The sequence below is a fragment of the Segatella maculosa DSM 19339 = JCM 15638 genome (genome assembly GCF_000382385.1).
Lineage (GTDB): Bacteria > Bacteroidota > Bacteroidia > Bacteroidales > Bacteroidaceae > Prevotella > Prevotella maculosa.
This window is the reverse complement of record NZ_KB908341.1, coordinates 1-24,881: the sequence shown is the minus strand read 5'-3', so window position 1 is coordinate 24,881 and position 24,881 is coordinate 1. Positions and strand designations below refer to the sequence as shown.

General features: G+C 49.2%; 18 protein-coding genes and 2 pseudogenes. 8 read left to right on the top strand and 12 right to left on the bottom strand.

Annotated elements, in window-relative coordinates; genetic code table 11:
• Positions 1 to 355: 355 nt before the first annotated feature.
• From H164_RS0112695 to H164_RS0112675, 5 genes are all read left to right on the top strand, one after another.
• Positions 356 to 1,210: an aldo/keto reductase gene (locus H164_RS0112695; RefSeq protein ID WP_019968974.1), complete on the top strand. Its 855-nt coding sequence runs from the start codon at positions 356 to 358 to the stop codon at positions 1,208 to 1,210.
• A 96-nt stretch (positions 1,211 to 1,306) separates the two neighbouring features.
• A complete protein-coding gene (locus tag H164_RS15285) occupies positions 1,307 to 3,301 on the top strand; it encodes an alpha/beta hydrolase-fold protein (protein WP_019968973.1) in 1,995 nt (664 codons plus the stop codon).
• Positions 3,302 to 3,328: 27 nt separating this feature from the next.
• Positions 3,329 to 4,042, top strand: a complete 714-nt coding sequence (locus H164_RS0112685) for a dihydrofolate reductase family protein (RefSeq protein WP_025830353.1) — start codon at positions 3,329 to 3,331, stop codon at positions 4,040 to 4,042.
• 25 nt (positions 4,043 to 4,067) lie between these two features.
• Positions 4,068 to 5,027, top strand: a complete 960-nt coding sequence (locus tag H164_RS14955) for an alpha/beta hydrolase (RefSeq protein ID WP_019968971.1) — start codon at positions 4,068 to 4,070, stop codon at positions 5,025 to 5,027.
• An 85-nt stretch (positions 5,028 to 5,112) separates the two neighbouring features.
• Positions 5,113 to 5,919: an AraC family transcriptional regulator gene (locus H164_RS0112675; RefSeq protein ID WP_019968970.1), complete on the top strand. Its 807-nt coding sequence runs from the start codon at positions 5,113 to 5,115 to the stop codon at positions 5,917 to 5,919.
• A 210-nt stretch (positions 5,920 to 6,129) separates the two neighbouring features.
• Here H164_RS0112675 and H164_RS0112665 read toward each other — a convergent pair whose 3' ends face one another.
• The 11 genes and pseudogenes from H164_RS0112665 to H164_RS14685 all read right to left on the bottom strand — a co-directional run.
• Positions 6,130 to 11,721, bottom strand: coding sequence for an N-6 DNA methylase (locus tag H164_RS0112665; protein ID WP_019968968.1), 5,592 nt, complete (start codon positions 11,719 to 11,721; stop codon positions 6,130 to 6,132).
• Positions 11,711 to 12,127: a DUF1896 family protein gene (locus H164_RS0112660; RefSeq protein WP_019968967.1), complete on the bottom strand. Its 417-nt coding sequence runs from the start codon at positions 12,125 to 12,127 to the stop codon at positions 11,711 to 11,713. The genes H164_RS0112665 and H164_RS0112660 overlap by 11 nt, the downstream gene beginning before the upstream one ends.
• A gap of 415 nt (positions 12,128 to 12,542) precedes the next feature.
• Positions 12,543 to 14,657 (bottom strand): type IA DNA topoisomerase, encoded by a 2,115-nt coding sequence (locus tag H164_RS0112655; RefSeq protein ID WP_019968966.1) that lies wholly within the window; start codon positions 14,655 to 14,657, stop codon positions 12,543 to 12,545.
• 75 nt (positions 14,658 to 14,732) lie between these two features.
• On the bottom strand, positions 14,733 to 16,313 hold the full coding sequence (locus H164_RS0112650) for a DUF4099 domain-containing protein (protein WP_019968965.1): 1,581 nt from the start codon (positions 16,311 to 16,313) through the stop codon (positions 14,733 to 14,735).
• Positions 16,314 to 16,355: 42 nt separating this feature from the next.
• Positions 16,356 to 16,715, bottom strand: coding sequence for a helix-turn-helix domain-containing protein (locus H164_RS14690; RefSeq protein ID WP_019968964.1), 360 nt, complete (start codon positions 16,713 to 16,715; stop codon positions 16,356 to 16,358).
• Complete coding sequence (locus H164_RS0112640) at positions 16,699 to 17,073, bottom strand: helix-turn-helix domain-containing protein (RefSeq protein ID WP_019968963.1); 375 nt, start codon at positions 17,071 to 17,073, stop codon at positions 16,699 to 16,701. The genes H164_RS14690 and H164_RS0112640 overlap by 17 nt, the downstream gene beginning before the upstream one ends.
• Positions 17,074 to 17,146: 73 nt before the next feature.
• Positions 17,147 to 17,458 carry a helix-turn-helix domain-containing protein gene (locus H164_RS0112635; RefSeq protein WP_019968962.1) on the bottom strand — a complete coding sequence of 104 codons (312 nt, stop codon included), beginning with the start codon at positions 17,456 to 17,458 and terminating at the stop codon, positions 17,147 to 17,149.
• Between the two features lie 35 nt (positions 17,459 to 17,493).
• Positions 17,494 to 17,784, bottom strand: coding sequence for a helix-turn-helix domain-containing protein (locus H164_RS0112630; protein WP_019968961.1), 291 nt, complete (start codon positions 17,782 to 17,784; stop codon positions 17,494 to 17,496).
• Positions 17,785 to 18,003: 219 nt separating this feature from the next.
• Positions 18,004 to 18,366, bottom strand: a complete 363-nt coding sequence (locus tag H164_RS0112620; protein ID WP_019968960.1) for a hypothetical protein — start codon at positions 18,364 to 18,366, stop codon at positions 18,004 to 18,006.
• Between the two features lie 67 nt (positions 18,367 to 18,433).
• Entirely contained in the window at positions 18,434 to 19,678 is a 1,245-nt protein-coding gene (locus H164_RS0112615; protein WP_019968959.1) for a site-specific integrase, read from the bottom strand.
• A 309-nt stretch (positions 19,679 to 19,987) separates the two neighbouring features.
• Positions 19,988 to 20,712 (bottom strand): annotated as a pseudogene (locus H164_RS14685) (IS982 family transposase); the annotation flags it as partial.
• Between the two features lie 135 nt (positions 20,713 to 20,847).
• On the opposite strand from H164_RS14685, the gene H164_RS0112605 reads away from it, so the two are divergent.
• Positions 20,848 to 21,435, top strand: a complete 588-nt coding sequence (locus H164_RS0112605) for an SMI1/KNR4 family protein (protein WP_009231908.1) — start codon at positions 20,848 to 20,850, stop codon at positions 21,433 to 21,435.
• A 251-nt stretch (positions 21,436 to 21,686) separates the two neighbouring features.
• On the opposite strand, the pseudogene H164_RS15280 reads toward H164_RS0112605, so the two are convergent.
• Positions 21,687 to 22,595 (bottom strand): annotated as a pseudogene (locus H164_RS15280) (IS982 family transposase).
• A 653-nt stretch (positions 22,596 to 23,248) separates the two neighbouring features.
• On the opposite strand from H164_RS15280, the gene H164_RS0112595 reads away from it, so the two are divergent.
• Positions 23,249 to 24,487, top strand: coding sequence for a glycoside hydrolase family 5 protein (locus tag H164_RS0112595; protein WP_019968954.1), 1,239 nt, complete (start codon positions 23,249 to 23,251; stop codon positions 24,485 to 24,487).
• A 69-nt stretch (positions 24,488 to 24,556) separates the two neighbouring features.
• On the top strand, positions 24,557 to 24,881 hold a 325-nt coding region (locus H164_RS0112590), incomplete at its 3' end, for an IS5/IS1182 family transposase (protein WP_019968953.1).

Below are 24,881 nucleotides of genomic sequence, written 5' to 3'. Positions count from 1 at the left end.
TTATCTATCCTTCTATATACATACTATCTATAGCTTTCTATAGATATTATCTATCCTCCCCTATACATAGTATCTATAGCTTCCTATAGATACTATGTATGCAAAGATATAAAAAGTATCATTACGATTCACTATGTGATATGAAAAAAGTTGCACGCCCGTTACACCTATCTTGCCTTTCCTATCGTGCGGCTCGCCATCATCACTCCGACGGGGCACAAGAGCATGCGGCGCATCTTCCGAGTTATTAACACGCGAAGCCGACTTTTGTGTAAGCTGACTTTCGTTTTATCTTCGTATCTTCGCAGCGTGTTCGACGAAGTACATCAATTATTAACATAAAGTAGAAAAAACAATGGAAACCATCAAACTGAACAATGGAGTAGAAATGCCGCAGCTGGGCTACGGTGTGTTTCAGGTGTCGCCCGAAGAGGCGGAACGTTGCGTGGCCGATGCGCTGAGCATAGGCTACCGAATGATAGACACGGCGCAAGCCTATCAAAACGAAGAGGGTGTGGGCAATGCCATCAGGAAGAGTAGCATCAAGCGCGAGGATATCTTTGTGGTAGACAAGATTTGGATGTCTGCCTACGAGGGCGATACCCCGGCACGCAGCATCGACGAGAGCTTACGTAAGTTGGGCACAGACTACATCGACCTCATGCTGCTCCATCAGCCCTTCGGCGACCGATACAATGCCTATCGCGCATTGGAAGACGCACTGAAAGCAGGTAAAGTGAGAGCCATCGGCGTGAGCAACTTCTATCCCGACCACCTTATCGACCTCACTCATTTCATGGACGTGGTGCCAGCGGTGAACCAAGTAGAGACGCATGTGTTCTTCCAGCAGACCGAAGCACGCAAGTATATGGACGAGTTGGGCGTGGCACACATGTCGTGGGGACCGTTGGCCGAGGGTAAGAACGGTTTCTTTACGAATGAAACGTTGGCTGCCATTGGAGCCGCACATGGCAAGACGGGGGCGCAGGTTGCACTTCGTTATCTGTTGCAACGGGGCATTATTGTCATTCCGAAGTCAGTTCGCAAGGAACGTATGGAACAGAACCTACACCTCTTCGACTTCACACTGACCGACAGTGAAATGGACGAAATACTGAAATTGGATACGGCAAAGCCCCTTATCATGCCAAGCCATCACAACCCGGAAATCACAAAGTGGTTTATGAGCTTTGCTCCACGCAACCATTAATTATATCCGAAAAATGAACGAGAAGCCGACTTTTGTGTAAAGACGGCTTCTTGTTTTCTGCCTACCTTTGCAGTCGTAACCAACAAGTAACGAAAGATGAAAAAGTCAATATCAACCTGTATGCTGTTTGCCGCCTCGTCACTCTGCTGTGCAGCTTGTTCGGAAGAGGCAAACGCGCATGATAACATCAATGGGGGCGATCCCGTGAAAACCGTGATGCAACCCACTACCCCCGTGCCGTCGGCCTACTTTCAGCCTGCCGCCGAGCAGGGACGCGTGGAGCTGATGCACTACGACGCAAAGGATTATACCCGTGCCGACCGGCCCGCCACACGCAAGCCGGCCTACATCTATCTGCCTTACGGCTACGACGCGGCGAAGAAGTATGACATCATCTATCTGCTGCACGGCTGGACGGGCACGGCGGAAGACTATTTCGGGCGACCCGGCATGCAACAGATGAAGCATCTCTTCGACAACCTGATAGCGCAGGGACGCACGCGGCCCTTCATTGCCGTGTCGCCGACATGGGACAAGGATAACCGAGCCAAAGACTGGGGCGAGAGCACGCGCGAGGCTGCCGTGTTTGCCAACGAATATGTAAACGACCTTGTGCCCGCCGTGGAGAGCCGTTACAGCACCTATGCCGAAACAACCGATGAGGCGGGACTGCTGGCATCGCGCGGTCATCGTGCGTTGGGCGGCTTCTCGCTGGGCGCCATCACCACGTGGTATGTCTTCGAGCAGGCGTTTCCCTACACAAAGTGGTATCTGCCCATGAGCGGCGACAACTGGCACATCGAAATGTTTGGCGGGGCAAGCCGACCAAAAGAGACGGCGCAGTTCCTTGCCGACCTTGTGAATGCATCGCCTTATAAAAACGATTTCTACGTGTGGTATGCCGTGGGCAGCGACGACGTACGCCTGCCTCAGACACACAATCAGGCATTGGCGATGGCCGAACTGACCGAAACATTCAACAGCAGCAACTTCTCCTATCATCAAAAGCCGGGCGGACGACACGATTTCAATGCCGTGTGGGAGTTTTGCTACCATGCGCTGCCTTTCTTCTTTCCCGCAAATGGTGGGCTGTATACACGGACAAGTCGCATTGAAGATGTAATGGCAGCCCCTGCGTTCAACGGTTTCGGGCGGCTGATATTCCCCGCAGACCGCGGCTATTGGAGCGGCGAAACACTCGAAGAACTGCAACTGACGTGGTACAGCCACATCAATGCCGACAAGACGGTCGAGATTGTAAACTATATGAAGCATCATGCCGACGCGGGCGAGCGCATCTTCTACAATATCTACACCGACGAGGAGAAAGCTGCCGACCCACGCAAACGCAACACGGGGCTATTCTTCTTCCGGGGTAAAGCCGGTGCGCCTTTTGCCATCTGCAACGCCGGCGGTGGTTTTGCATACGTTGGCGCAATGCACGACAGCTATCCGCACGCACTGGAACTGAGCAAGCAGGGCTACAATGCTTTTGCCTTAATCTATCGGCCCGGTGCACAGACGGCCATGGAAGACTTGGCACGCGCCATCACCTTCGTACACGACCATGCCGCAGAGCTGGGCGTAAGTACCAATGGCTACTCGCTTTGGGGCGGAAGTGCCGGCGCACGCATGGCTGCCACATTGGGCAATGCCGATAATCTTCGCCGACTGACGGGCAGAACGGACATTGCGCAGGCCGCCGCCGTGGTGATGCAATACACGGGCTACACCGCCACATCTTCTGCCGACGCACCCACTTATGCCTGTGTGGGCACGGCCGATGGCATCGCCTCGTGGCAAATCATGCAACGCCGCCTGCAAACGCTCTCTTCACTGGGCATCGACACCGAATTTCACGCCTACGACGGTTTGCCTCACGGCTTCGGCTTGGGACAGGGAACAGTAGCGGAAGGCTGGCTGAACGATGCCGTGAAGTTTTGGCAAAAACAGACAGGTACAACAAGCGTTCGGCAAAATACGGTGCGCCAAACAAAGGGCGACACCATATACAGCATAGAAGGCATGCGTCGCAGTAACCTGCAAAAAGGCATCAACATTGTAAATGGCAAGAAGATTATAAAGAAATAGCAAACAGGCATACAAACGCAGAAAAAAATGAAACCGCAAATCATTTGCCACATGATGGCTCCCGTAGACGGGAAGGTGGACAACAGCCGCTGGACAGCTCCGGACAAGGAATACAATGCCGACGAGATAACGGCGCAATATCATACCATAGGGCAGAGATTAGCCACCGATGCATGGCTGTTCGGTACGCGGACGGTGAAAGAGTTCTTCCCCGAACGGTTTGAAGGTTGTACCTACCATGTGGCATATCCCGACCAACTGCGCACGTTCGTGGGCGATTGCGGCAGCCGACGACAAATGATTGCGCTGGTGCCCGACGGCGATGTGCGCTTCACCGATAACCGGTTGCGCGGCGACAACATCATTGTCGTGCTCGGCGAGCACGTGAGTGCCGACTACTTGGAGTTTCTGGAAGATATGCAAATCAGCTATGTCTTTGCCGGAAAAGATGGCACGGATATAGGCAAGGCTATGGAGACGCTTTACAATGATTTTGGCATTCGCCGCGTTTCATTGCAAGGCGGAGGCATCACCAACGGCAGCTTCTTTCAGGTGGGATTAGTCAGCGAACTGAGCATCGTTGTCAGTCCACAGCTCGACGGCCGTCAGGGTGCGCCGTCCATCATAGACCATCGCGGCGAAACAGCCGACGAACTTTCCCGGCAATCCCTCCGCTTGATCAATGTGGAGCGACTCGAAGCGGGCTGCGTGTGGCTGCATTATCAAGTGAGACAAATGTAAATGAAACATTCAAGACAATAAAGACATGAAAGTAAGAAACATTCTTTTGGCCGGAGCATTGCTCTCCTCGGCAACGATAACGGCACAAACGACAGTAGGAAAAGAGAATTTGGAAGTGAGCAAAGCACCTATCGAAAAGGTAGACCGTACGCCCGTTGTATTCACACAGCAGGAGAACGGATTTGTGTTGGCAGGTATTCTCTATCGTCCACGTACATGGAAGCAGGGTGAAAGGCTGAAAGCTATCATCGTAGGCGGGCCCATGTACAGCGTAAAAGAACAGACGCAAAGCCTCTATGCGCAACTATTGGCAGAGGCAGGCTATGCCACGCTGGTTTTCGACCATAGTTATATCGGTGCAAGCGAGGGACATCCGCGTGGTTATGAAGACCCGGAGATAAAGGGTGCTGACCTGCGTTCGGCAGTGAGCTATCTGCAAACACTCAACTTCGTAGATAAAGATCATATCGGTGCCGTAGGCATTTGTGGCTCAGGCGTGTATGTCCCCAATGCTTTCAGAAATGATAAACGTGTGAAAGCAATAGCCAGTATTGTTCCGTTTATTATGATGGAAGATATCCGAACTCATTCCGACGATGCGCTCTTAAAAATGAAATCTATGTTCGAAAAGGGCGGAGACGTGGAGCGGCTTGACCTTATCAAGGGCAGTGAAGGCGAAGCCTATTATCGCAATCCCGATCGTGGTGCTGCGGTTCAGGCCTGTCCTACACCGGCATGGAGTCAATTGGCGTGGCACAAGTTCCACCCCACAGAAACGGTGAAAGAACTAAAAGTGCCTTATCTTGTCATCGCAGGAGAAAAGGCTTTCACCACGGCAGGGGCAAAGAAGATGTTTGAGAATGCTCCGGAACCAAAATTCTTTCATCTCACTAAGGGTGCCACGCACTTTGAAATGTATGATATGGACAAATATGTGAAAGAAAACGTAGGTGAACTTCTGACTTTCTTTGGGAAGTACCTCTAAGAAAAAACGTTGAATGGCATAAGATTTCTTTATAAACTTTCTACATGCAAGGATATTTTATTATCTTTGTGAAAAAAGAAATCTTATGGCATTCAATGAAAATAATCTGATTGTCGACCACCATCTTGACCGACTTTGTTCAGAAGATTTGAATCGACATGTGGCACACATCATCTGTACCCATGGGCGTATGGATTTTATGATTGATGGTCGCAGTTTCTCACTAAAAGCCAGCGAGGCAATGATTGTTGTCGGACAAGTGATGGAACGGATGGTATGTACAGCCGACTTTGAGGTGATGTGCATCTATGTCAGTCCTGAGTTCTTGGAACGATGCACACCACGCAGCAACTATGGCATCAGAGGTACATTGGCACTTTATACTTGCCCGGTGATGCAAATGGACGAAGAAAGGTTTGAACAACTTCGTCAAGACTTTCTTCAAATTGAAAACCGACTACTTAAAGAGCAAAATCCATTTCAAGAAGATGTATTGATCTGCGCCACACAGATGATGTTTCTTGATTTCTTCGATATTCACTCTTCGCAAAACGGCTTAGCAAACATATCTTTTCAAGATGCCGACATTATCGCCCGCTTTATGCAGATGCTGGAGCACGGCGACTATGTAAAGAAACGTGAAGTGGGGTATTACGCCGACAAGCTCTGCGTCACTCCCAAGTATCTCTCCGAGATATGCAAGAGTGTGAGCGGAAAAACCGCTAACTATTGGATTTCCCGTTTCACAACCATCCATATTCGCCGGTTGCTGCAAGAAAGAGAGATGTCGTTTACACAAATCTCCGACCTTTTTGAGTTCTCTTCACCTGCCTATTTCAGCCGTTTTGTACATAAGCATTTGGGTACGTCTCCAACGGATTTCCGCGAATGAATGATGACAAAATAGATTTCATAAAGCTTCTTATAGGTGTACTTTCTTTCTTAGTCATTTTTTTAACTTTAATAGAGGGTGTAAAAATGTCTTATAAGAGAATTTAAATTGTCCTATAAGGCTTTTTGAAAAGTCCTATAAGACAATTTTTGGAGAGTGCGTAAACATTAACTTTTTCATGTTATCGTAAGATAATATCGTTATATACTATTATATTCTGATCCCTTTCACTCTCTCTCCTTCACTCGTAGCGTTTCGAGGAAATGGTGTAATTCCATGCTCATAAGTGGATTGTTCCTCAATAGTAACCCTCTCCACATCCACGGCCTTTTCTGTCGCTTCCAGTGTTGGCGGAGCCAAATCTAACTGTATCTTCCTATCCAAGGCAGCCAATTCGGATTTGAGCCCTTTGAGTTCGTCCTCCTTCTTCCACTCCTTCGACACGATGGGCTGCATCTGTGCCACTTTTTCCTCCTGCTCTTCAATGCGCGTACAATATTGCGCAATCGTCTGCGGAATATGCTCCAACGCGCGTAAAAAGTTCCTTGCCGCCGCTTCCTTATCCGCCTTGGCTATCTGCCCGTGATTGTGCGTGTACTTGTAGTTGCCCTTGATGGAAAAGCGGTTCTGTGTCAGCTCCAACCCCTCGCTCAATACCCGCTCCGTAGTCACGCTCACCTCAAAGCCGTAAAGCTCGCCGATACGCTGCGGTGCACCACCCGTGTTTATATTCTTGTCAATGTCCTGCAACTTCGCACCGAGGGCTTTCTCATCCCGTGAGGGAAAACCGTCGAGCACGAGGGCATTGAGATAGTTGCCGTCCTTGTCTTTCGCTGCCGCCGCCTCGAACATCTTCCAGTCCTCCGACATCTTTTCCTTTGCCGCCCTGTCGAAAGCCAACTGGTTAGTCATTTCCAAAAGTCCGTTCTGGGTTTCGTGCTTGGCGCGGTTGAACGACTTGCGTTCGCTCTCCAAAGCGGCGACTTTCTTTTCTAACCGTGCCTTGTCGAGCAGGTCGGTGTTGCCCGAAAGAATCGCCATGTACTCCGAAAAGTTCATGCCCGACTTCTCATCCATGCTCCCCTCGTCGATGGTACGAGCTCCCATCGCCCCGCTTTTGAGCTGCGAGATAAAGGTCTGCTTGCAATGCAGCAGGTTGAACTTGTAGCTGTCGAGCGACTTTTCCACTGCATAGATGATGACGTCCACCTTGTTGTCGGCATAGAGCCGCGCGATCTCATTGCCCTTTCTCACCGCCCGTCCGTCGCGCTGTGCAAGGTCGGACGGCCGCCACGGCGTATCGAGGTGATGCACCGCCACGGCACGCTGCTGAGCGTTCACACCCGTACCGAGCATGGAGGTGGAACCGAAGAGCACACGCACCCGTCCATCGTTCATCGCCTCGATGACTGCTTTCTTGCTCTTTTCGTTCTTGAACTCCTGTATAAAACGTATCTCATGGGCAGGGATGCCGTAGTCCTCCACGAGCTTGCGCTTGATTTCGCTGTAAACGCTCCACTGCCCGGGCTGATAGGTGCCCAAGTCGGAGAAAACGAACTGCGTACCTTTCTGTGCATCGTATCTTTGGTAATACTCGGCTATCATCCGGGCGCAGTGGGACGCCTTGTTATCGGGATGGTCGCCGTAGGCGGGATCGATCATGCGCATATCGAGCGCCATCTTCCTCGCGTAGTCTGTTGCGATGAGCATTTTTGCCTTTTCCTCCGTTTCCGAGAGCTTTTCACGTCCCAGTATCGTAGCATCGCCCGACTTGGCAAACTCCATGAGTTTCCCAATGAAAACCTCTTGGTCGGGCGTAGGCGGGATGTTGTGCAGTATCTCATGCTTGTCGGGACGGACAACGCCCACGTCCTCAGCCGTGCGGTAGTCGGTGATCTCGTTGTAGAACGCCGCCAACTCCGGCACCTTGATGAAATACCGAAAACGCTCTTTCTGAATGATGTTGTTCGTTACGGAGAACTCGAAGTCCGTGGTCTTCTTCGCAAAAATGGCCGCCCACGCGTCGAAGCATCGGATGTCCTGCCGTTCGAGCTCCTTGGGACGCAGATACTTGAAGAGCAGATAGAGTTCTGTGAGCGAGTTGGAGATGGTCGTGCCCGAAAGGAACGTCGCCCCCAAGTCCTTGCCCGACCGCTCCTGTATCGTACGAATGGCAAAAAGCAGGTTGAGTGCCTTTTGACTTCCCTCGCTGTTGCCCAGTCCCGCCACGCGGTCATGTCGGGTGTTGAACATCAGGTTCTTGAACTGATGGCTCTCATCGACGAAGATGTGGTCGATGCCCATCTGCGCAAAGTCCGCCACGTCGTCCTTGCGGCTGTTGATTTCATGCTCTATCTTTTCGAGCTTCGCCAGCAGGTTGTGCTTGCGTTTTTCCAACCCCTTAAGCATGGAAACGGAAATATTCCGTCCCTGCCCGTGCAACACATCGAGGTTTTCCTCCACCGTGTCGAGTTCTTCTTGCAGGATGTTCTGCCGTATCTCCACCGATTGCGGTATCTTGCCGAACTGGTCGTGGCTCATGATGATGCAGTCATAGTCGTTGTTGCGGATGTTATTGAAAAAGCGTACGCGGTTCTGCGTAGAAAAATCCTTTTCGGAGGCATAGAGGATGCGGGCTTGGGGATAGGCAGTCCGGTACGTTGCGGCTATCTCTGCCACGTTCGCCTTCAGTCCGATAATCATCGGCTTATGGGCCAGCGAGAGGCGTTTCATCTCGTGGGCGGCGATGCACATGATGAGCGTTTTTCCTGTTCCAACCTCGTGGTCGGCGATGCCGCCTCCGTTCTGCTTGATCATCCAGATGCAGTCCTTCTGACTAGGGTAGACGGCAGAGATGCCGTACTTGCCGCCGAGCGCCTTGAGGTCGAGGTCGGGGAAGGTTTGATGTGAGCCGTCGTACTTCGGCCGTACAAAACAGTTGAACTTACGGTTGTAGAGGTCGGTAAGCCTGTCCTTGAACTCTTTCGACTGTGCTTCCAGCCATTCGGTAAAACCGTTTCTTATCTCGTCGATCTTGGCATTGGCCAGCTGTATCTTCTCGGCATCGCGCACCTTGATGTCGTTGCCGTTCTCGTCTTTGCCGACGCACTTCATCATGTTGGGCACGGTATTGTGCAGGGCATGTTTTAAAAGCGACATGCCGTCGTAGCTGCGATAGTAACCCTTGACACAGAATTCTTCGTAGATTTTCACGTTCGTGCGGGTGTTGCTTACCGAGAACTCATCGAGCGAGGGCGAGTAGGCAATTTTGACCTCCGTCTCATACAAGTGGGACATATAGGCGGCAAACACGCCCGTGGGTATCCACCGCTCCCCGAAGTTAAAGTCGAGGTCATCAAAGGGTATCTGTTCGGGGACGGCCTCTTCCAATGCGGCGAGAGCTTCGTCCACGCGGCTGTCTACTTCCGTATGTACCTGCTGCCACTGCCGGATATCTTCTATCTTGGCGATGACATTACCCGCTACAAAACGGTCTTTGATTTCATAGCCACCGGCGAGTGGATTGAAAAATACACGCCCTTTGAGCGCAGCAAGCAGTTCCTCCTCGCTGCTGCCCGTCAGTTCCTGCATATAGCCGAGCTCCACGCTGCCGTAGCGATTGAGTGAAAGTGAGAGGGCTTCCTCCGGACTATCGGTATGCTCTGTCTGCAGCACGGAGAACGACACGGGATGCACAAAGATGTCCGACTTGACAAGTCGCCCCTTTTCCTCGCGCTCGATGGCAAGGAGGTTTCGGCCGCCTGCATCCATGAGCACCAGCCCCACGTTCTGTGGGGCGTTGAGGACACCGTAACGCATGACAAACTCGTCGTAGTAGGTGTTCAGGTTCGAGCGCAGCGAGGCATTTTCTTCCTGTTGCTTGGCTTCGTAGGCATACAACTTTTCGTAGGTGTCGCGGACATGAATGTAGGCCTGCGCCTTTTCTTTGAGCAGAAGAGGTAGATCGAGCGGAGAGAAGGTTGCACCGTAGGGTGTGAGGTTTTTGAGCACGCCGATCTGATTGCCATAGTCCAAGGAATACTCCTCCACAAGCGTACCCTCCTTGTAATGGGGTTGCAGCTTTTGTGTCAGCGCACGGGGCACGAGCATTTCTTCTTTTGAAGGTGCCAAAGTAGGAGTGTCCTCCGCACGCTCCCTTGATACAATGGTATCCTTATCCATCTGCACTTCCTGCCTGCCTACCTGTAAGGCTTTTGCCCGCTGTTCAGGTGTCATGTCCATCATCACCTCATAAAAGCCGTTGATGGGCGGATTGGTCTCCCAGTCGAGTCCGGCATAGAGGTCGTTTGTTTCCGACTTCGGCGCGGCATCAAACAGGCTTCTTTCCTTGGGCTTGCTCTTGGCAGCTTTCTCTTTTGCCTTTAGCTTTGTCTTCTCCGCTTTCTCCCTTTTCTGTTTCTTGCCCGTTGTAGCCTGTTTTTGTTCTGCTGCGGTAAACTCCCAAAGGTCGAACAAGGTCAGCACGGGATTGGGAGAACTTGCCTGCTCCTGCGATTTCTGGTTTGCCGTTTTAACAGAAGTTGTCTTCTCACGGGCTGTCTGTGCCTGCACAGGAGAAGCCAAAACATTCTGTACAGAAGTTCTTTGCAAAGATGCACGCTGTATTTTTTCTTCCATCTTCACCTCCTGCCCATATCGCTGCAAGTCCAATCGCATTTGGATATCCTGCGACAGTATTCTGCGTAGGTCACGGGCGATACCCTCCACGTCGCCCTCGTGCAGGTAGACCATTGCCGGCTTGCCATAAAGGTCGGTGGAGCGCTTTTCTTCGGTACGGACGATACGGTCGGGATAGCGGAGGAAATACGCATTCGTCGGGATGCCATTTTGGTTGTCTCTCGCAGGCTCAGCCAGCAGCTTTTCGTCTTCCGAAAGTTCCTCCTTACCGATATGTTTTTGTAAGACGAGCAGGTCACAGCCAGCCTCCGTACCTGCATTCTCAGTAAAAAGGTTGTTGGGCATGCGCACGGCGGAGAGCAGGTCGGCTTGGATCAGCATCAACCGGCGCACGGCACTGTTGCTGTCGGCATTCAGCACGCCCTGCGGAACAAGGAGCGCGACGATGCCGCCATCTCTCACCGTATCGAGTGTTTTCAGGCAGAAGTAATCGTGTATCTTCTTGGCTGCCGCCCTGCGCACCGCCGAGCCTTTCTCGAACTGCGCATCGAACACGGCAACATCGCCGAAGGGAACGTTTGATACTGCCACATCGAAATATCCCTCGAAAGGCTTTTCTATCCGCTCAAAACCTTCGATGCGCACCCGCTGTTCGGGATAAAGATGCGAGAGTACCTTGCCCGTCAGCAGGTCTTTCTCGAATGCCATGACCTCCGCCTGTGGGTTGTCCCTTAAAAAGGCATCCACAAACGCACCGCGACCGGCGGAGGGTTCCAACACACGAAGAGGGGCGATACTGTTTTCTTTAAGTACGCCACTGATGGTCTCCGTTATCTCGGTAGGCGTATAGAACGCTGTAAGCACGGAGGATTTCAGGCTGTCCATGTATCGCTTGTATGTCCGTTCATCGGGGCTGTTCTCGCGGATCAGCCGGTGCAGTTCCGCCGTGGGCGCAAAGAGGTCGAGGTCGGACTTCGTCCACTGCGCGGCGTCCGCCAGACTGCCGGCGGGATTGAGAATGCACTTCAACCCGCCGAAACCGCAATAACGTTCCAATGCCTGTCGCTCTTCGGCGGTGGGCACGCGATGTTCTCTGTCCAAAGTAAAGGCGGTGCGTATCGCCTCGATATTGTCCGAGAGTCTTGCTTTCCTGTTAAATGCCATGACGTTCGAGATAAAGTACGACCATTCCCGTGATTTCGGTGTAAAGACTCTCCTCCGTGCGCTCACTCTGCGTGCACAGCTGCCTTACCTGCGGCAGCAACGCCTCGGCGATAACCTCACGGGTTTCCAAAGGCACTTCGCCCTCGAACTCGTTTTCGAGCACGTCCGTAAGCAGCGCATAAGCCGAGCGGTGCAGCCCGTCGAGCAAAGCCCCCATCGCCAGCTCCTGTGCGCCGTCAACGGAATAGCCCTCGCACCGTGCCCGTCCGAACGTTTCAGCAGCAAGGGCGGCACGACTGTTGATAAAATCGGCATCCGAAGCCTGCTGAAATCTGTTCTCTTGAAGATAGTGTCGCAGGTAGAGCCCGTAATAGGACAGCTCCTGCCCATTGTCTGATTGTTTCATGATGCTGTTTGTTTAGTTGGTTCCCGTTTGCTTCCCTATAGATAAAGCTGTTGCTTTCCTACTGCACTTCTCATAGCTCTTCTACTGATGCTTCCGAATTATCCTCGTGATGAAAAATATTTCTCATCGTGAAGATAATTTCGTCTCATCGTGTAGAGAAATATTTCTCATCACGAGGATAATTCGACAGACTCGGTTGCTCTTGCATCGCACTCCCTATTTGAACAGTCTTGAAGAGATACGGGAAAGAGGAGCATTCCCATAATGGAAAGTAAAAGAGAAGAAACGGGATATGTACAAAAGGCACCCGGTGTCCCCACCGAGTGCCAACCACTAAATCCACAGTAAAGTAATAAAACAGTCATCTAAAGAAAGAAAACGCTTTATGAACTGTGAACAGTGGCAAAAGTACGCATTATTTTCCGTTTTTCCTACCCTTTGACTTGTTTTTTGTATCATCGAAGATGAACTTTATTCTAAACTCCTCGTCGAAGGCAAGGGCTGCATCGAAGGATTTGCCCTGCTTGCTTTTGAAACCGTGCAGCACGGCGGTACGCCCCTCGGTGAGCAGGTCGGTGATTTCCTTGTCGGAGAGCAGCTTACCCGCCACCTGCCGGAAGACAGGCAGGGCGCACGCTTCGTTGTCGCACTTGACCACCTTGGCGTAGAAACGCATGCTGCCCTTACCGCATTTGGGACAGGCAAAAGTGGTCTCACGGGCGCGGAAAAGCTTTTCGGAGACGAGCAGGTCGGCGGTTATCCGGCGCGTATAGGCTTCTATCTCGGCATTGAAGTCGGCGGCAGCTTTCTCGCCCCGTTCTATCCGTGCGAGCTCGGCCTCCCATCTGCCCGTCATCTCCACGTTGGCGATGTCCATGTCCTTGACGATGGAATAGAGTGCAAGTCCCTTTTCGGTGGGCACAAGCGTCTTTTTCACACGCACCATGTATTCGCGTTTGAGCAGCGTCTCGATGATGGCGGCGCGGGTGGCAGGCGTACCGATGCCGCAATCTTTGATGGCCTGCCGCAGGGTATCGTCTTCAATCTCCTTTCCAGCCGTCTCCATTGCGGCCAATAGCGTCGCTTCGGTGTGGAGCGGTTGGGGCTTGGTCTTTCCCTCTGTGATGGAGCAGGCGGAAAGGGACAGTAAATCGCCCTCCTTCCAATCTGGCAGCAATGTGTCGCTGTCTGTATCGCCACAGACACTGCGCCAACCTGCTTGCCAGATGATACTGCCCTTGACTGTGAACGCCGTGTCGCAGTATTTCTCGCCATCGCTCGCCAATACGTCTGCCCTGACGGTGGTGACTTCCTTGACGCAGGGTGCAGAGAAAGCTTCGACCATTCGCGTGGCAATCATGCGGTAGACGGTCAGCTCGTCCTTGTAGATGCCGATGGGGTGCAGTCCCGTAGTGAGCAGGGCATGGTGGTCGGTCACCTTGCCCGCGTCCACGCTGCGACGGGCGAGCGTGCCCAAACGGCTGACATGGCTTCCCAACTGTTCGTCGCGTTGCAGCTTTTCGAGCAGCTTGGGGATGGTCTCGAAAACATCGTCGGGAATATAGCGGCTGCTCGTGCGTGGATAGGTGATGAGCTTGGCCTCGTAGAGCTTCTGGGCAATGGCGAGCGTCTGCTCCGCCGTGAGCCCGTAGCGGCTGTTGGCTTCCTTTTGCAGCGTGGTGAGGTCGTAGAGCAAGGGCTGCTCTTCGGTTTTCTGCTTACACTCTACCTGTACGATACGGATTTCTTTGCATGTTTCCTTGATACGCTTGTAAAGGCCGTTTGCCGTGTCGCCGTCCTTCCACTTTTCCTCGGAGGTGAACTTCACCACCTCTTCCCCTTCGCCTTTCACGGCAAGATGGAGCTGCCAGAAGGTTTCGGGCGTAAAGCGTCTGTTCTCCCAATAGCGGGCGCAGACCATCGCCAGCGTGGGTGTCTGCACACGACCGACGGAGTAGGTGCCCCGACCGGCGGCAAGGCTGAGCGCCTGCGTGCCGTTGATGCCCACGAGCCAGTCGGCTTCGCTGCGGGCGCGGGCGGCAAGGTAGAGGTTGTCATAGTCCGCCCCATTGTGCAGGTTATTGAGTCCCTCGCGGATGGCCTTGTCGGTCAGCGAGCTGATCCACAGGCGGTCGAAAGGCGTGTGGCAGTTGATGTATTGGTAGAGATAGCGGAAGATGAGTTCGCCCTCTCGTCCGGCATCGGTCGCCACGATGATGCGTTCGCTCTCTTCAAAGAGCCGCCTGATGATGTCGATTTGTTTGAGCACGCCGCTGTCGGGTTTGTTGCCTTTCTCCGTCTTTTCTGCTCTGGCGATAAGTTTGAACGCATCGGGGATGACAGGCAGGGCGTCGCGGTTAAAGCCTTTTATGCCGTAGGCTTCGGGCAGGGCGAGCTGCACAAGGTGTCCGAATGCCCACGTCACGGCATAGCCGTTGCCCGTGAAATAACCTTCTTCCCGTTTGCGGGCGTCCACCACGCGGGCTATCTCGCGGGCGACGCTCGGCTTTTCTGCAATGATTGTCTTCATTTTGTTTTCTTTTTATTGTTGATGTTGTTTCTTGATGATGGATACTGTATTGGATATTAGTGGTCGGCACCGGGGCTACATGCGGATGCCCTTGGCTTTCTTGGGTTCATTCTTCTGCTGCTGTGCCTGCTGTTCGTTCTTCGGGGCGACCTGTCCTTTCTCGATGGGCTGCTGTATGTGCTTGGTCGCCTCGTTGGTCTTGCCCTCGTTGTTGACGGCGACCTGCACGCGGCTTTCATTGGATGGGGCAACGTTTTGGGCGAGGTCGGGATTTTGGTTGTGGGTAAAGGGACGGCCTTTATCGTAGTTGAACTTGAGGTACATCGTACAAGGCTGTCCTTTCTTGTCGAGTACGTTCTCCAACTTGACGGCTTTGCCTTGGCAGTAATCCTTCTTCTGTTCGTCGCTGAACTGAATGTTCTTCCACTTGCCGATGGGGCGTATCTTGCCGTCATCGGTCGTCCAACGGTTCTCGCGCTGCTTGGGACTTCCGCTTTTCTGTCCCTGTGTGGTGTTGCCGTCCTGCCGTTGCTGTTTTCTCGGGCTGCGCCCGCTGCCGGGAACGAACTCGATGCCGCGTTGTTCGGCATTCATTTGCAGGGTGACGGTAAACTTGCGACCGTTCTCCAATTCAATCTCCTTGCCTTTGAGCGGCGCACCTGTCAGCAGCAGGGCTTTCTCTGTTTCAGAGAGCACCGTCTTGCCGATGGTGTCGCGCATGCGCACCCGGTTGGCGGCGATATCGATCAGCTCATGGGTCTGGCGGTCGATACTCACGAACGATGGTTTGAGTTCGCCCGTGTCGGTGTTTGCAAGGTCTACGATACGGCCGAGGTTGCCAGTTTCTTTCAGGTTACGTTTGTCCTCTTCGGTGAAACGGTGCCCCTTGTATTCGAGGTCGAGGTTAGGAGCGGTCTGCACCAAGTGCGGTACAAGGCGCACCGTGCCGTCTTCCTGCACCTTGAAGGCGAGGCGGGCGGCGGTCTCGAAGGTCTGCCCGTCGAACTTCGGGGCGACACTCACCAAGTCGGACTTGCCATAGTTGAGCATCCGTTTCAAATCGCCAGACTTCTCCAGCTCGTCGCGTTTGATGCCCCATTTCTCTTCCAGCTCCTGCCAGTTGATTTTACTCTCGTCGATGGGCTTGTAGGTACTTTCCTTTTTCTGACCGTTGCCGTCATTCGTTTTCTCTTGACCGGCGGCACCTTGTGCTGCCTGCGGCTGTTCTTGTTTCTCTTTCATTTCTTCTGTGGGATTTGTGGGTTGTTGATTTTGCTGTTGACTTTGTTGTTGTTCTTCCTGTACTGCCTTATGATAAGGCGTCATGTCGATTTTGTGCGGGGCGAGCAGTTCGCGGTTGCCCTCGGGATTTTTGAGCAGGTCTTTCATCACTTCGATGAGTTTGTCCGCCTGCTCGGCCGCCACACGGTAGAAGCCGAAGCGGGAGGGCTCCTTGCACTGCCGCATGAAGTTGAGGAAGAAGTTGTCCAAGATGTCGCCCCCGCGGTCGAACTTCAGGAAGTCCTGTGCGTGCTCTACTTTCGGAGGCACACGCTTGGGTGTTCCGTCACTGCCGAGGCCGGCGATGACACCGATCTCTCCCGTCTTCTCGTCGCGGACGAGCAAGACGTCCTGTTCTTTTGTTTTCTTTACCATTTTTACTTACTTCTGTTTTATTGTTTTATAATGAATGATAAGTTATCCCTGTTCGGTTTTTGGAAAGTCCAGAAAGTCCGAAAGGTCGGTATTCACTTTCTGCATATATTTTTGAAGGAAAACCCGAACGTCTTCTTTTCTATAGTAGGTCTTGTGCTGCAAGACACGGTAGGGAAGAAGCCCCTCGCTGCGATAGCGTTGCAGCGTCCGCTTGCTGATGCGCAGCAGCTGACACAAGTCCTGATTGTCAAGCAGCTGTTCTTCCAAAGAGGAATAGGATGAGTCCTCTCGTTTCTCCGATCTGACATTACCGAGATGACACAGTTGCTTTTCCAGATGGTCAAGTCTGTCAAGCAGTAGCTGTATCCATTTCTCAAAAAATGCTTTATCTGACGTTTCCATGTCTTCGGCTGTATTTGCGGTTCGTCCGTAAATCGGAATCAGAGAGTTCTAGATCCTGCATGACAGGAGGGATGCCAGCAATGCCTTCGTTGCCGATGCGTTCTATCTCGCGGGCAGGATAGCGGCAGCTGCCCCGAATGATGACATACCGGATGCGGCCTTCATTGCGGATACGCTGAAGCGTCCGGCTGCTTACGCCCAAGCGTGCGATGACTTCACGCGTGGTAAGCAACCGTTTGGTGTGGTCTTCATTCTTTTCCATAGCGGTCTGTGTTTGCCTTTGAATATAGGCGGCAATGCTTTCAATCCGGCTTACCAAGTCCTGATAGGCACGGCTTTCTATAATGACTATTTCCATTTTTTGTGCAAAACTAAAACTGATTTTATTTCTCAAAGGGAGACTCACGAGTGACTCACCTGTCTTTTTTCTTTCATTTATCCGAGATGCAGTTAAAAGAAGGCTTGCAGCTGTCCGACAACAGCTTTTGCAAATCGCTTTCCCGATATAGTATCTTACCACCCAAGCGGAAGAACGGCAGAATGCCGTTACGGCGATAGTCTTGCAGGGTTCTGCGGCTTATTCGCAGCAGTGCCGACACGTCTTTGTCTGTGAGATACCGCTCGCCGTTGAGCAGCGGGCGGCAATCTTTCATGAAGACTCTCAAGTTCCTGCCGGTCTTGTCCAAAGCGCGAAGCAGGGAGAATACCGGCTCATCCTGTCCGGTCAATACGTTTTCTTTCATTTCATTTATGGATTTAGTGGGAAAATGCTTGTCTGTCAAGTTTTGGGTGTTTCCTGCTTGTGGGCTTGCAGAAAGGCTTCGACTTCTTCCGCCCTGTAATAGAATTTCCGCCCGATCTGTGCGCAGATAATCTTTCGGTTTGTCCTGAGCGTCTGCAAGCGGCGGGGACTGATCTGCAGGCGACGGCATACGTCTTCACTATCCAGCCATGCACCGTCGTACTTTCTCTCATCCATACCGGAGAGCGTGTCGATTTTCTTTGCCAATGCAAGGACGTCCGATACTATCTTCTCGAATGCCCTTTTTTCAATGATTACTACTTCCATATAATTCTGTTTTTTATTTGTTCGATGCAAAGCTATCGTTTTATGGCGGGTGGTGTATCGTTTTGCGTCTTGGTGGCAGCTTGTGGCGTCGTTACGGAGACAAAAGAGACATGAAACTGACAGAAAACGACTCGGGCGGACAGTTTTTCTGGTGAAAACCGTCCGCCCGTTGCCCATCCTTTTTCGTTTCTCGGATTGTGTGTAGCTATTCCTGTCGGTTCAGCATTCCAACCCGCTACCGACATAGAGTAGCAAGGAGGCTACCTGTTTGTTGTCCCTTGTAATCCGTTCTGTTATCCACCTGCGAAACTTTGCCGCAAATCCCGTATGTAGATAAAAGGAAATGGCGATGGTAGTCTCCAAGGAATATACCTCGGCAGCATAGCCATTTTCAAGAGACATGTACCTCGTGCTGTGGCAGGATGGTATCGCACCATCTTTCAGTACGCGGTTGATGGCTACCCGTATTTCACCTCGTGTGGCGTAGAAGAGTTCCGCCAATTCCCACTCGCTCATCCAAATGGCGGCACCCGTGATGAAAAATTCGTTCTCTTTCAAATAAATAATGTCTCGTTGTTTCATTGTTCGTTCCTCCTTATAATATTATAGGTGTTGTATTCGGATATATCTATAAAAGGTATTGACATCATTACACGAAAGCCTCAGAGGTGACAAATTCACCAATATCAGCAAGTTTTTCAGATAGTACATTCATTTCCTTGTTCAGTTTCTCGTTGGTAATCTTGGCATATATCTGCGTGCTGGAGATACATTTGTGTCCCAAGACGCTGCTGACGGACTCGATGGGCATGCCGTTGGAAAGGCATACCACCGTTGCCATCGTGTGGCGTGCCATGTGCCAAGTAACGTGTTTACTGATACCGCATATCCTCATGACGGTACGCAAGATTCTTTTGCAGGAATTATAGGCCGGGACGGGAAAGACACGCCCGTCGTCGCACAGGCCTTTGTACTTCTTCATGATTTGAAGGGGAATGTCAAGCAGGCGAACATTCGTTTCCACACCTGTTTTCTGCCGATGGGTGTGTATCCATACACTGCCGTCGAGCGGGTTGGACACGATGTTTTCCTCCCGAAGGTTCTTCAGGTCAATATAAGCCAGCCCCGTAAAGGCACAGAAGAGGAACAGATCGCGGATAAGCGTCCGTTTGAAGTTCATCTTCGGGGCATTGATAAGCAGTCCGAGTTCCTCCTTGGTGAGAAAGCCTTTTTCAATTTCCTCCTTGTGTATCTCATAACCCGCAAAAGGATAACGCGTCAACCAGCCGTTCTCCACAGCTTTATGCAGCAGCATGCGGACAGGAAAAGTATAGAGCCATACGGTATTGGGGCTCAAACGGCAGTCTGCACGTAGGTAAGCCTCGAAATCCGTAATGAGGGTAGGCAGGATTTCTTTCAGAGCTATGTCGTGAACATTGTAGCGTGATTGCAGAAAATCTTTCAGGTGCTCATACACGGCACGGTATTTATACAATGTGTTCTTTGCTTTCATGCCGCATTCGACTTTCTTAACATAGTCTTCCAAGAAGAGATCGTAGGCTTTAATGAGTGTCTGCCGACGGTATTCCAAGCCAAGGAAAGCATTCCTTACTTTCTCAGCCGTGACAAAGCTGTCGCGCTCCATGATTTCCTGATAATGCTTTGTGATACCTGCACGGAGTTTGTCGAGTATCCGGTTGGTCTCCCGTGCCGTTACACTCTTGCCTATGGCCCGACCACCCTTGACACCCCAGAGGTTCGGCTTGATGGATACCTTGCAGCTGAACTGTGCCTGCGTACCGTCCACGGTGATGCGCCCCATGATGGGTGACGTACCGTCTTTCTTTACCTTGTCCTTCTTCAAATAGAAGATGACTGAAAATGTACTTCTCATTGCTTTTGTTCCTTTCGTTTGCAAAATTATTTACTGTGGAGCAGTTGTCCACTAAGCAAATCGAGGGGAACGCGGAATAAGAAACCGAAGGATGGGATTTTTCAGCCTAACAGCCTATTTCAGAGCGAATTTCCTTGATTTTCCACCTATCCATTCTTACCCTTGCAGGGGTTACGAATAGGAGACGGAACTCTGTCACTGTTTGGCACAAAGACCGTACACGGTTGGCATTACACTACTTCCAAAAGTCCTTTTAAGTCTTTGATTGATAACGCTATCGCTGCATTTTTCCGTTTTTCAGATTTTATATGCACTTTTTCTGAGTAAAAGTCTGTCTGAAACGCTCATTAACGCTCCTTTCATGTTACTTTTCAATTTGGTAATAAGCTGTATTCCGTCAACAAAAAGCCTTTGAAAGAGGTTCTTGCCGATGTAGCCTTTATCACCGAATAGCTTACCATATATAAAATCTACGAATGCTTTGTACTCCAAAGGCTTACGGTCATCAACATCTCCCAGCGTTATCATAAAGTTGAGAAGCTCTCCTTTCTCATTGCAAATCAAATGCAATTTGAAACCGAAAAACCAACCCATAGAGCATTTTCCTCTTTGGGCTATGCCTTTGAAAACTTTGTGAATATGTATTCTCTGGTTTTTGCAGACACGCAATGGTGTACTGTCAACGAAGCTTATGCCCGTGCATTTGCCCAAGAGGACCTTCTTGATAAACAAGGTTAAGGGTACGGCTACCTCCCTTTCCAATTCTACTAAACGGTTATAAGAAACAACATTGGAAAACAGATGGTGAAGATGCTTGCATACTTTTTCAAGATAGAAATGTTTAAAGCAGCGATAACCGGAGTCGTGGAAAAGAATCATTATCAGCATGACTTCGGCCTTTGACATTGTAGAATTTCTATGATATTTCCTTTTCCTGTAGGTTTTAGCGTATATTTTGCTGTCATTGCATCAAAAAACTTGCAGAAGTCGTCTGCCATACAAAATATTTCAGTAACTTTGTCCTCGGTGATCATAGCGATTTTTGTTTATAACTGTTTGTATTTTAGCTCCTTAAAGTTACAACAAATTTCGCTAATCACCAAATTTATAGACATTAATAATTCGTCGAACTCACGTTAAATAGTATAGCGTATATAGAAAAATAGAATATGAATAAAACATATAGGGATTTAATTTATAGATTTCAGAACCAGGGTATTGAAGAATCCCAATCCACCGGTGCAATCCTTATAGGAAAAGCGCCCCATATAGCCCCCGAGGCTTGGCTAAACACCCTGTATCCTCCGCTAAGTAAGAACGATGTCCAAGCATTGGAGAAAGAATTGGGCATGGGAATTCCCATCGATTATAAAAAATTCTTGTTAGATGTAAGCAATGGGTTAGACATATTGGTTGGAACCTTTTGTTTAGACGGGTTAAGAAGAAACTATAAAAGAAGCACTGATGAAAGCCGCCAACCGTTTTCGATTATTACGGCAAACATTCGGGAAAGACCTCGAAATGCCGCAGACGACCATTTCTTTATAGGCGGTTATGACTGGGACGGTTCTTATCTTTATATAGATAAAAGAACAAGCACCGTGCACTATTGTGATAGAGACGATGCAACCTCCCTATTCCAATGGGAAACGTTCGAGCAAATGCTTATATCAGAGTTAAAGAGGATATACTCACTGTTTGATGAGAGGGGAAGAAAAATAGATGAAGACCTTTATACCACCCCAATTAAAAGGTAATATAAAGCCTCGTGATATTAGTCATATAAGGGTATCAGTGAACACCCATACAAGGGTATTGACGAACACTCTTATAAGGGTATTAACAACGGGTATACAATAAATCCGAATCGGAAACGTTATTAGAGTATATAACTCCTTAATTCCGCAGCATAAATTCTTGTGAGAACTCCAAGTGCCTGAGAAACAAAGTTCTCAAAACACTTGGATATGTCAGAAATTTCACCTATTATAACGTGAGTTCGACGAATTCAGAACAATGCAAGCTGTGTGTCCATAGTCCTTTGTACATTATTAATACAAGGCTTCTTTGGAAACAGACAATAGGCGGCAATGGCTCCTAATAAGTTGACGATGAAATTGTCAAAGCATCTATGTCTGGAGTGCTCTACTTGTGCAATGTTCTTAAGTTCATCATTCACCGTTTCTATAATGGCTCTTTTTCTGAGTAAAAGTCTGTCTGAAACACTCATTAAAGCTCCTTTCATGTTACTTTTCAATTTGGTTATAAGCTGTATTCCATCAACAAAAAGCCTTTGAAAGAGGTTCTTGCTGATGTACCCCTTGTCACCGATTAGCTTACCATATATAAAATCTATGAATGCTTTGTGCTCCAAAGGCTTACGGTCATCAACATCTCCCGGCGTTATCATGAAGTTGAGAAGTTCTCCTTTCTCATTGCAAATCAAATGCAATTTGAAACCGAAGAACCAACCCATAGCGCATTTTCCTCTTTGGGCTATGCCTTTGAAAACTTTGTGAATATGTATTCTCTGGTTTTTTCAGACACGCAATGGTGTACTGTCAACAAAGCTTATACCCGTGCATTTACCCAAGAGGACCTTCTTGATAAACAAGGTTAAGGGTACGGCTACCTCCCTTTCCAATTCTACTAAACGGTTCTCGGAGGCGCGCTTGGAAAACAGATGGTGAAGATGCTTGCATACTTTTTCAAGATAGAAATGTTTAAAGCAGCGATAACCGGAGTCGTGGAAAAGAATCATTATCAGCATGACTTCGGCCTCTGACATCGTAGAACTGCGATGATATTTTCTTTTCCCGGTAGGTTTTAGCGTATATTTTGCTATCATAGCGTCAAAAAACTTGCAGAAGTCGTCTGCCATACAAAATATTTCAGTAATTTTGTCTTCGGTGATCATAGCGATTTTTGTTTGTAATTCTATATATCAACACCTTAAAATTACAACAAATTTCGCTAATCACCAAATTTATAGACACTTATAATTCATCAAACTCACGTTATTAATAACAAATATAAACAAAATTATGAGACATCTATTTTCTGTTCTTCTTTTCGTGGCAACACTAATAGGCACAAGTAGTTTTACGTATGAAACGACATCTACAACCCGCACAGAAAACATTAGTTTGCAGACGCAAATGAAGTATAAGGGGAGGAAAGCTCGTAAGCGTTCGAAAGCCCGTAAGCCAAGTGTCCATAAGAAAAGATCTACCCGCTCTGTTAAAGTAGGTCGGGTTGTATACATCACTCCTACAGGTTCTTGTTACCATTCACGAACATCTTGTCCTGCATTGTGGCGTGGAAACTACTCTCGCACATCTTTAAGTTCTGCACGAAGTGAAGGCTATCGTTCATGTTCAAGATGCTATTAACATAACGAGAATTCGTCGAACTCACGTTAATATACTAGTAAAAGGCTAATCAAAATTAATATGTCTGTTGAACAGAATACGGTTATAGTCTCATTTTAATTAACAATACTTAGAACTAAAATTATGAGGAAGAACATAGCATTGTTCATACTTTAATTATTAACTTAAAACTGTAATTATGAAAAAAATTATTGCATTGTTGTTTATGTTGCCAATCCTATTTGCTTGCGGTGATAAGAATACCCCAGACACACCTCCTGCACCTAATCCCAACCCTAATCCCCCTAACCCACCGGTAGTAGTAACGTCCCCCCCAAGAGTGCGAGGCTTCATGGTTCAGACTGCTAACGGACTACACCCACAAACAATCAAAGATTTGAGTACTTGGGGCGCCAACGTCATAAGATTGCAACTTAACCCAGCAACTTATGCTTTGAAAAAGGGAAAAGATTTATGGGCAACCTTGCCGGAATATCTGAATTTGGTAGAAGAAAAAGTACGTGCTGCACAAAGTGTAAATGTAAAAGTTATTCTAGACTTGCATGAGCCTCCTATCTATGTAAACGGAAAAGTACCAACATTAGACGACCACAACCAGCGTGGTTTTTGGGCAAATCATCCGGAAATGAAAGATGCTCTTATCCGGATGTGGAAGAACATTGCACAGCATTTTACAAAAAAAGAATACGAAAATGAGATATGGGGATATGATCTTTTCAACGAGCCCAGCGAGAAAGGCAGAGCTGCGGTGCAGGAATGGTTGGCTATGGTACCCGATATCATAACAGCAATTCGCACTGTTAACAAAAACGTATGGATTGTTTTCCAACCCGGTCTGGTGGCAGAAACCTTCCAAAAAGAAAAGAAAAAGATTATTCAGAAAGACAAGCGGGTGGTATACAGTCTTCATTTCTATTGCCCTGAAACCTTTGCTTGTCAGGGAATATTATATAAAGGAGAATACAATTCCAAAACAATGACTCATGAAGAAGCCATTGCTTCTTTCAAAAGAGAATACCCGGGAAAGGCCAAAAACCATTGGTGGGAAAAGGAAGAAACTTATTGTAACAAAGCAACCTTAGAAGCTGAACTCAAGCCCCTGACAAATTTTGCCTCTGAATATAAAGTTCCTGTCTTGATCGGTGAATTCAGTGTCATCACATGGGCACCTGTAAATTCGGCTATCAATTGGTTTAAAGATGTTATAGATATCTTCGAGAAGAATAATTTCTCTTGGTGCTTCCATGCTTTCCGCGAGTGGCAAGGTTGGAGTCTGGAAAGTCCGGAAGGTCTTAATGCATTCTGGTTCAGTAGAGAAAAGGCTCCAGCTCCACAAGCAAAAGAAACTCAACGGGCCAAATATTTTAAGGATGTGTTCAAGAGGTTGAATAAAAAGACTCCCGCATCAGGAAAATAACAATATGAGACCTCTGCAAAACTCCTCCTATAATTTATCTTTCTTAAATATTTTTTGTGCCTTTATAGTATGAAACAGAAGTTATCCTCTCCCAGTTTTGCTGACCTATTCCTTGGTCAAAGAAAGGTCAAGCAGACATTCTTTTCACAAATAAACACAGTCATTGATTGGGCACCTATTCGTGCTATAATAGAAGTGGCTTATACAAAAGGCTGTAAGTCTACTGGCCGGCCAAGCTATGACAGCCTTGTTTTATTCAAGATTGAATTACTCCGCACCTGGTATGGTCTGAGTGACGGAGAAGTTGAAGAGCAGGTTAACGACCGCCTGTCTTTTAGCCGTTTTGTAGGTCTTGGCATGAAAGATATCGTTCCTGACAGTACTACTGTGTGCG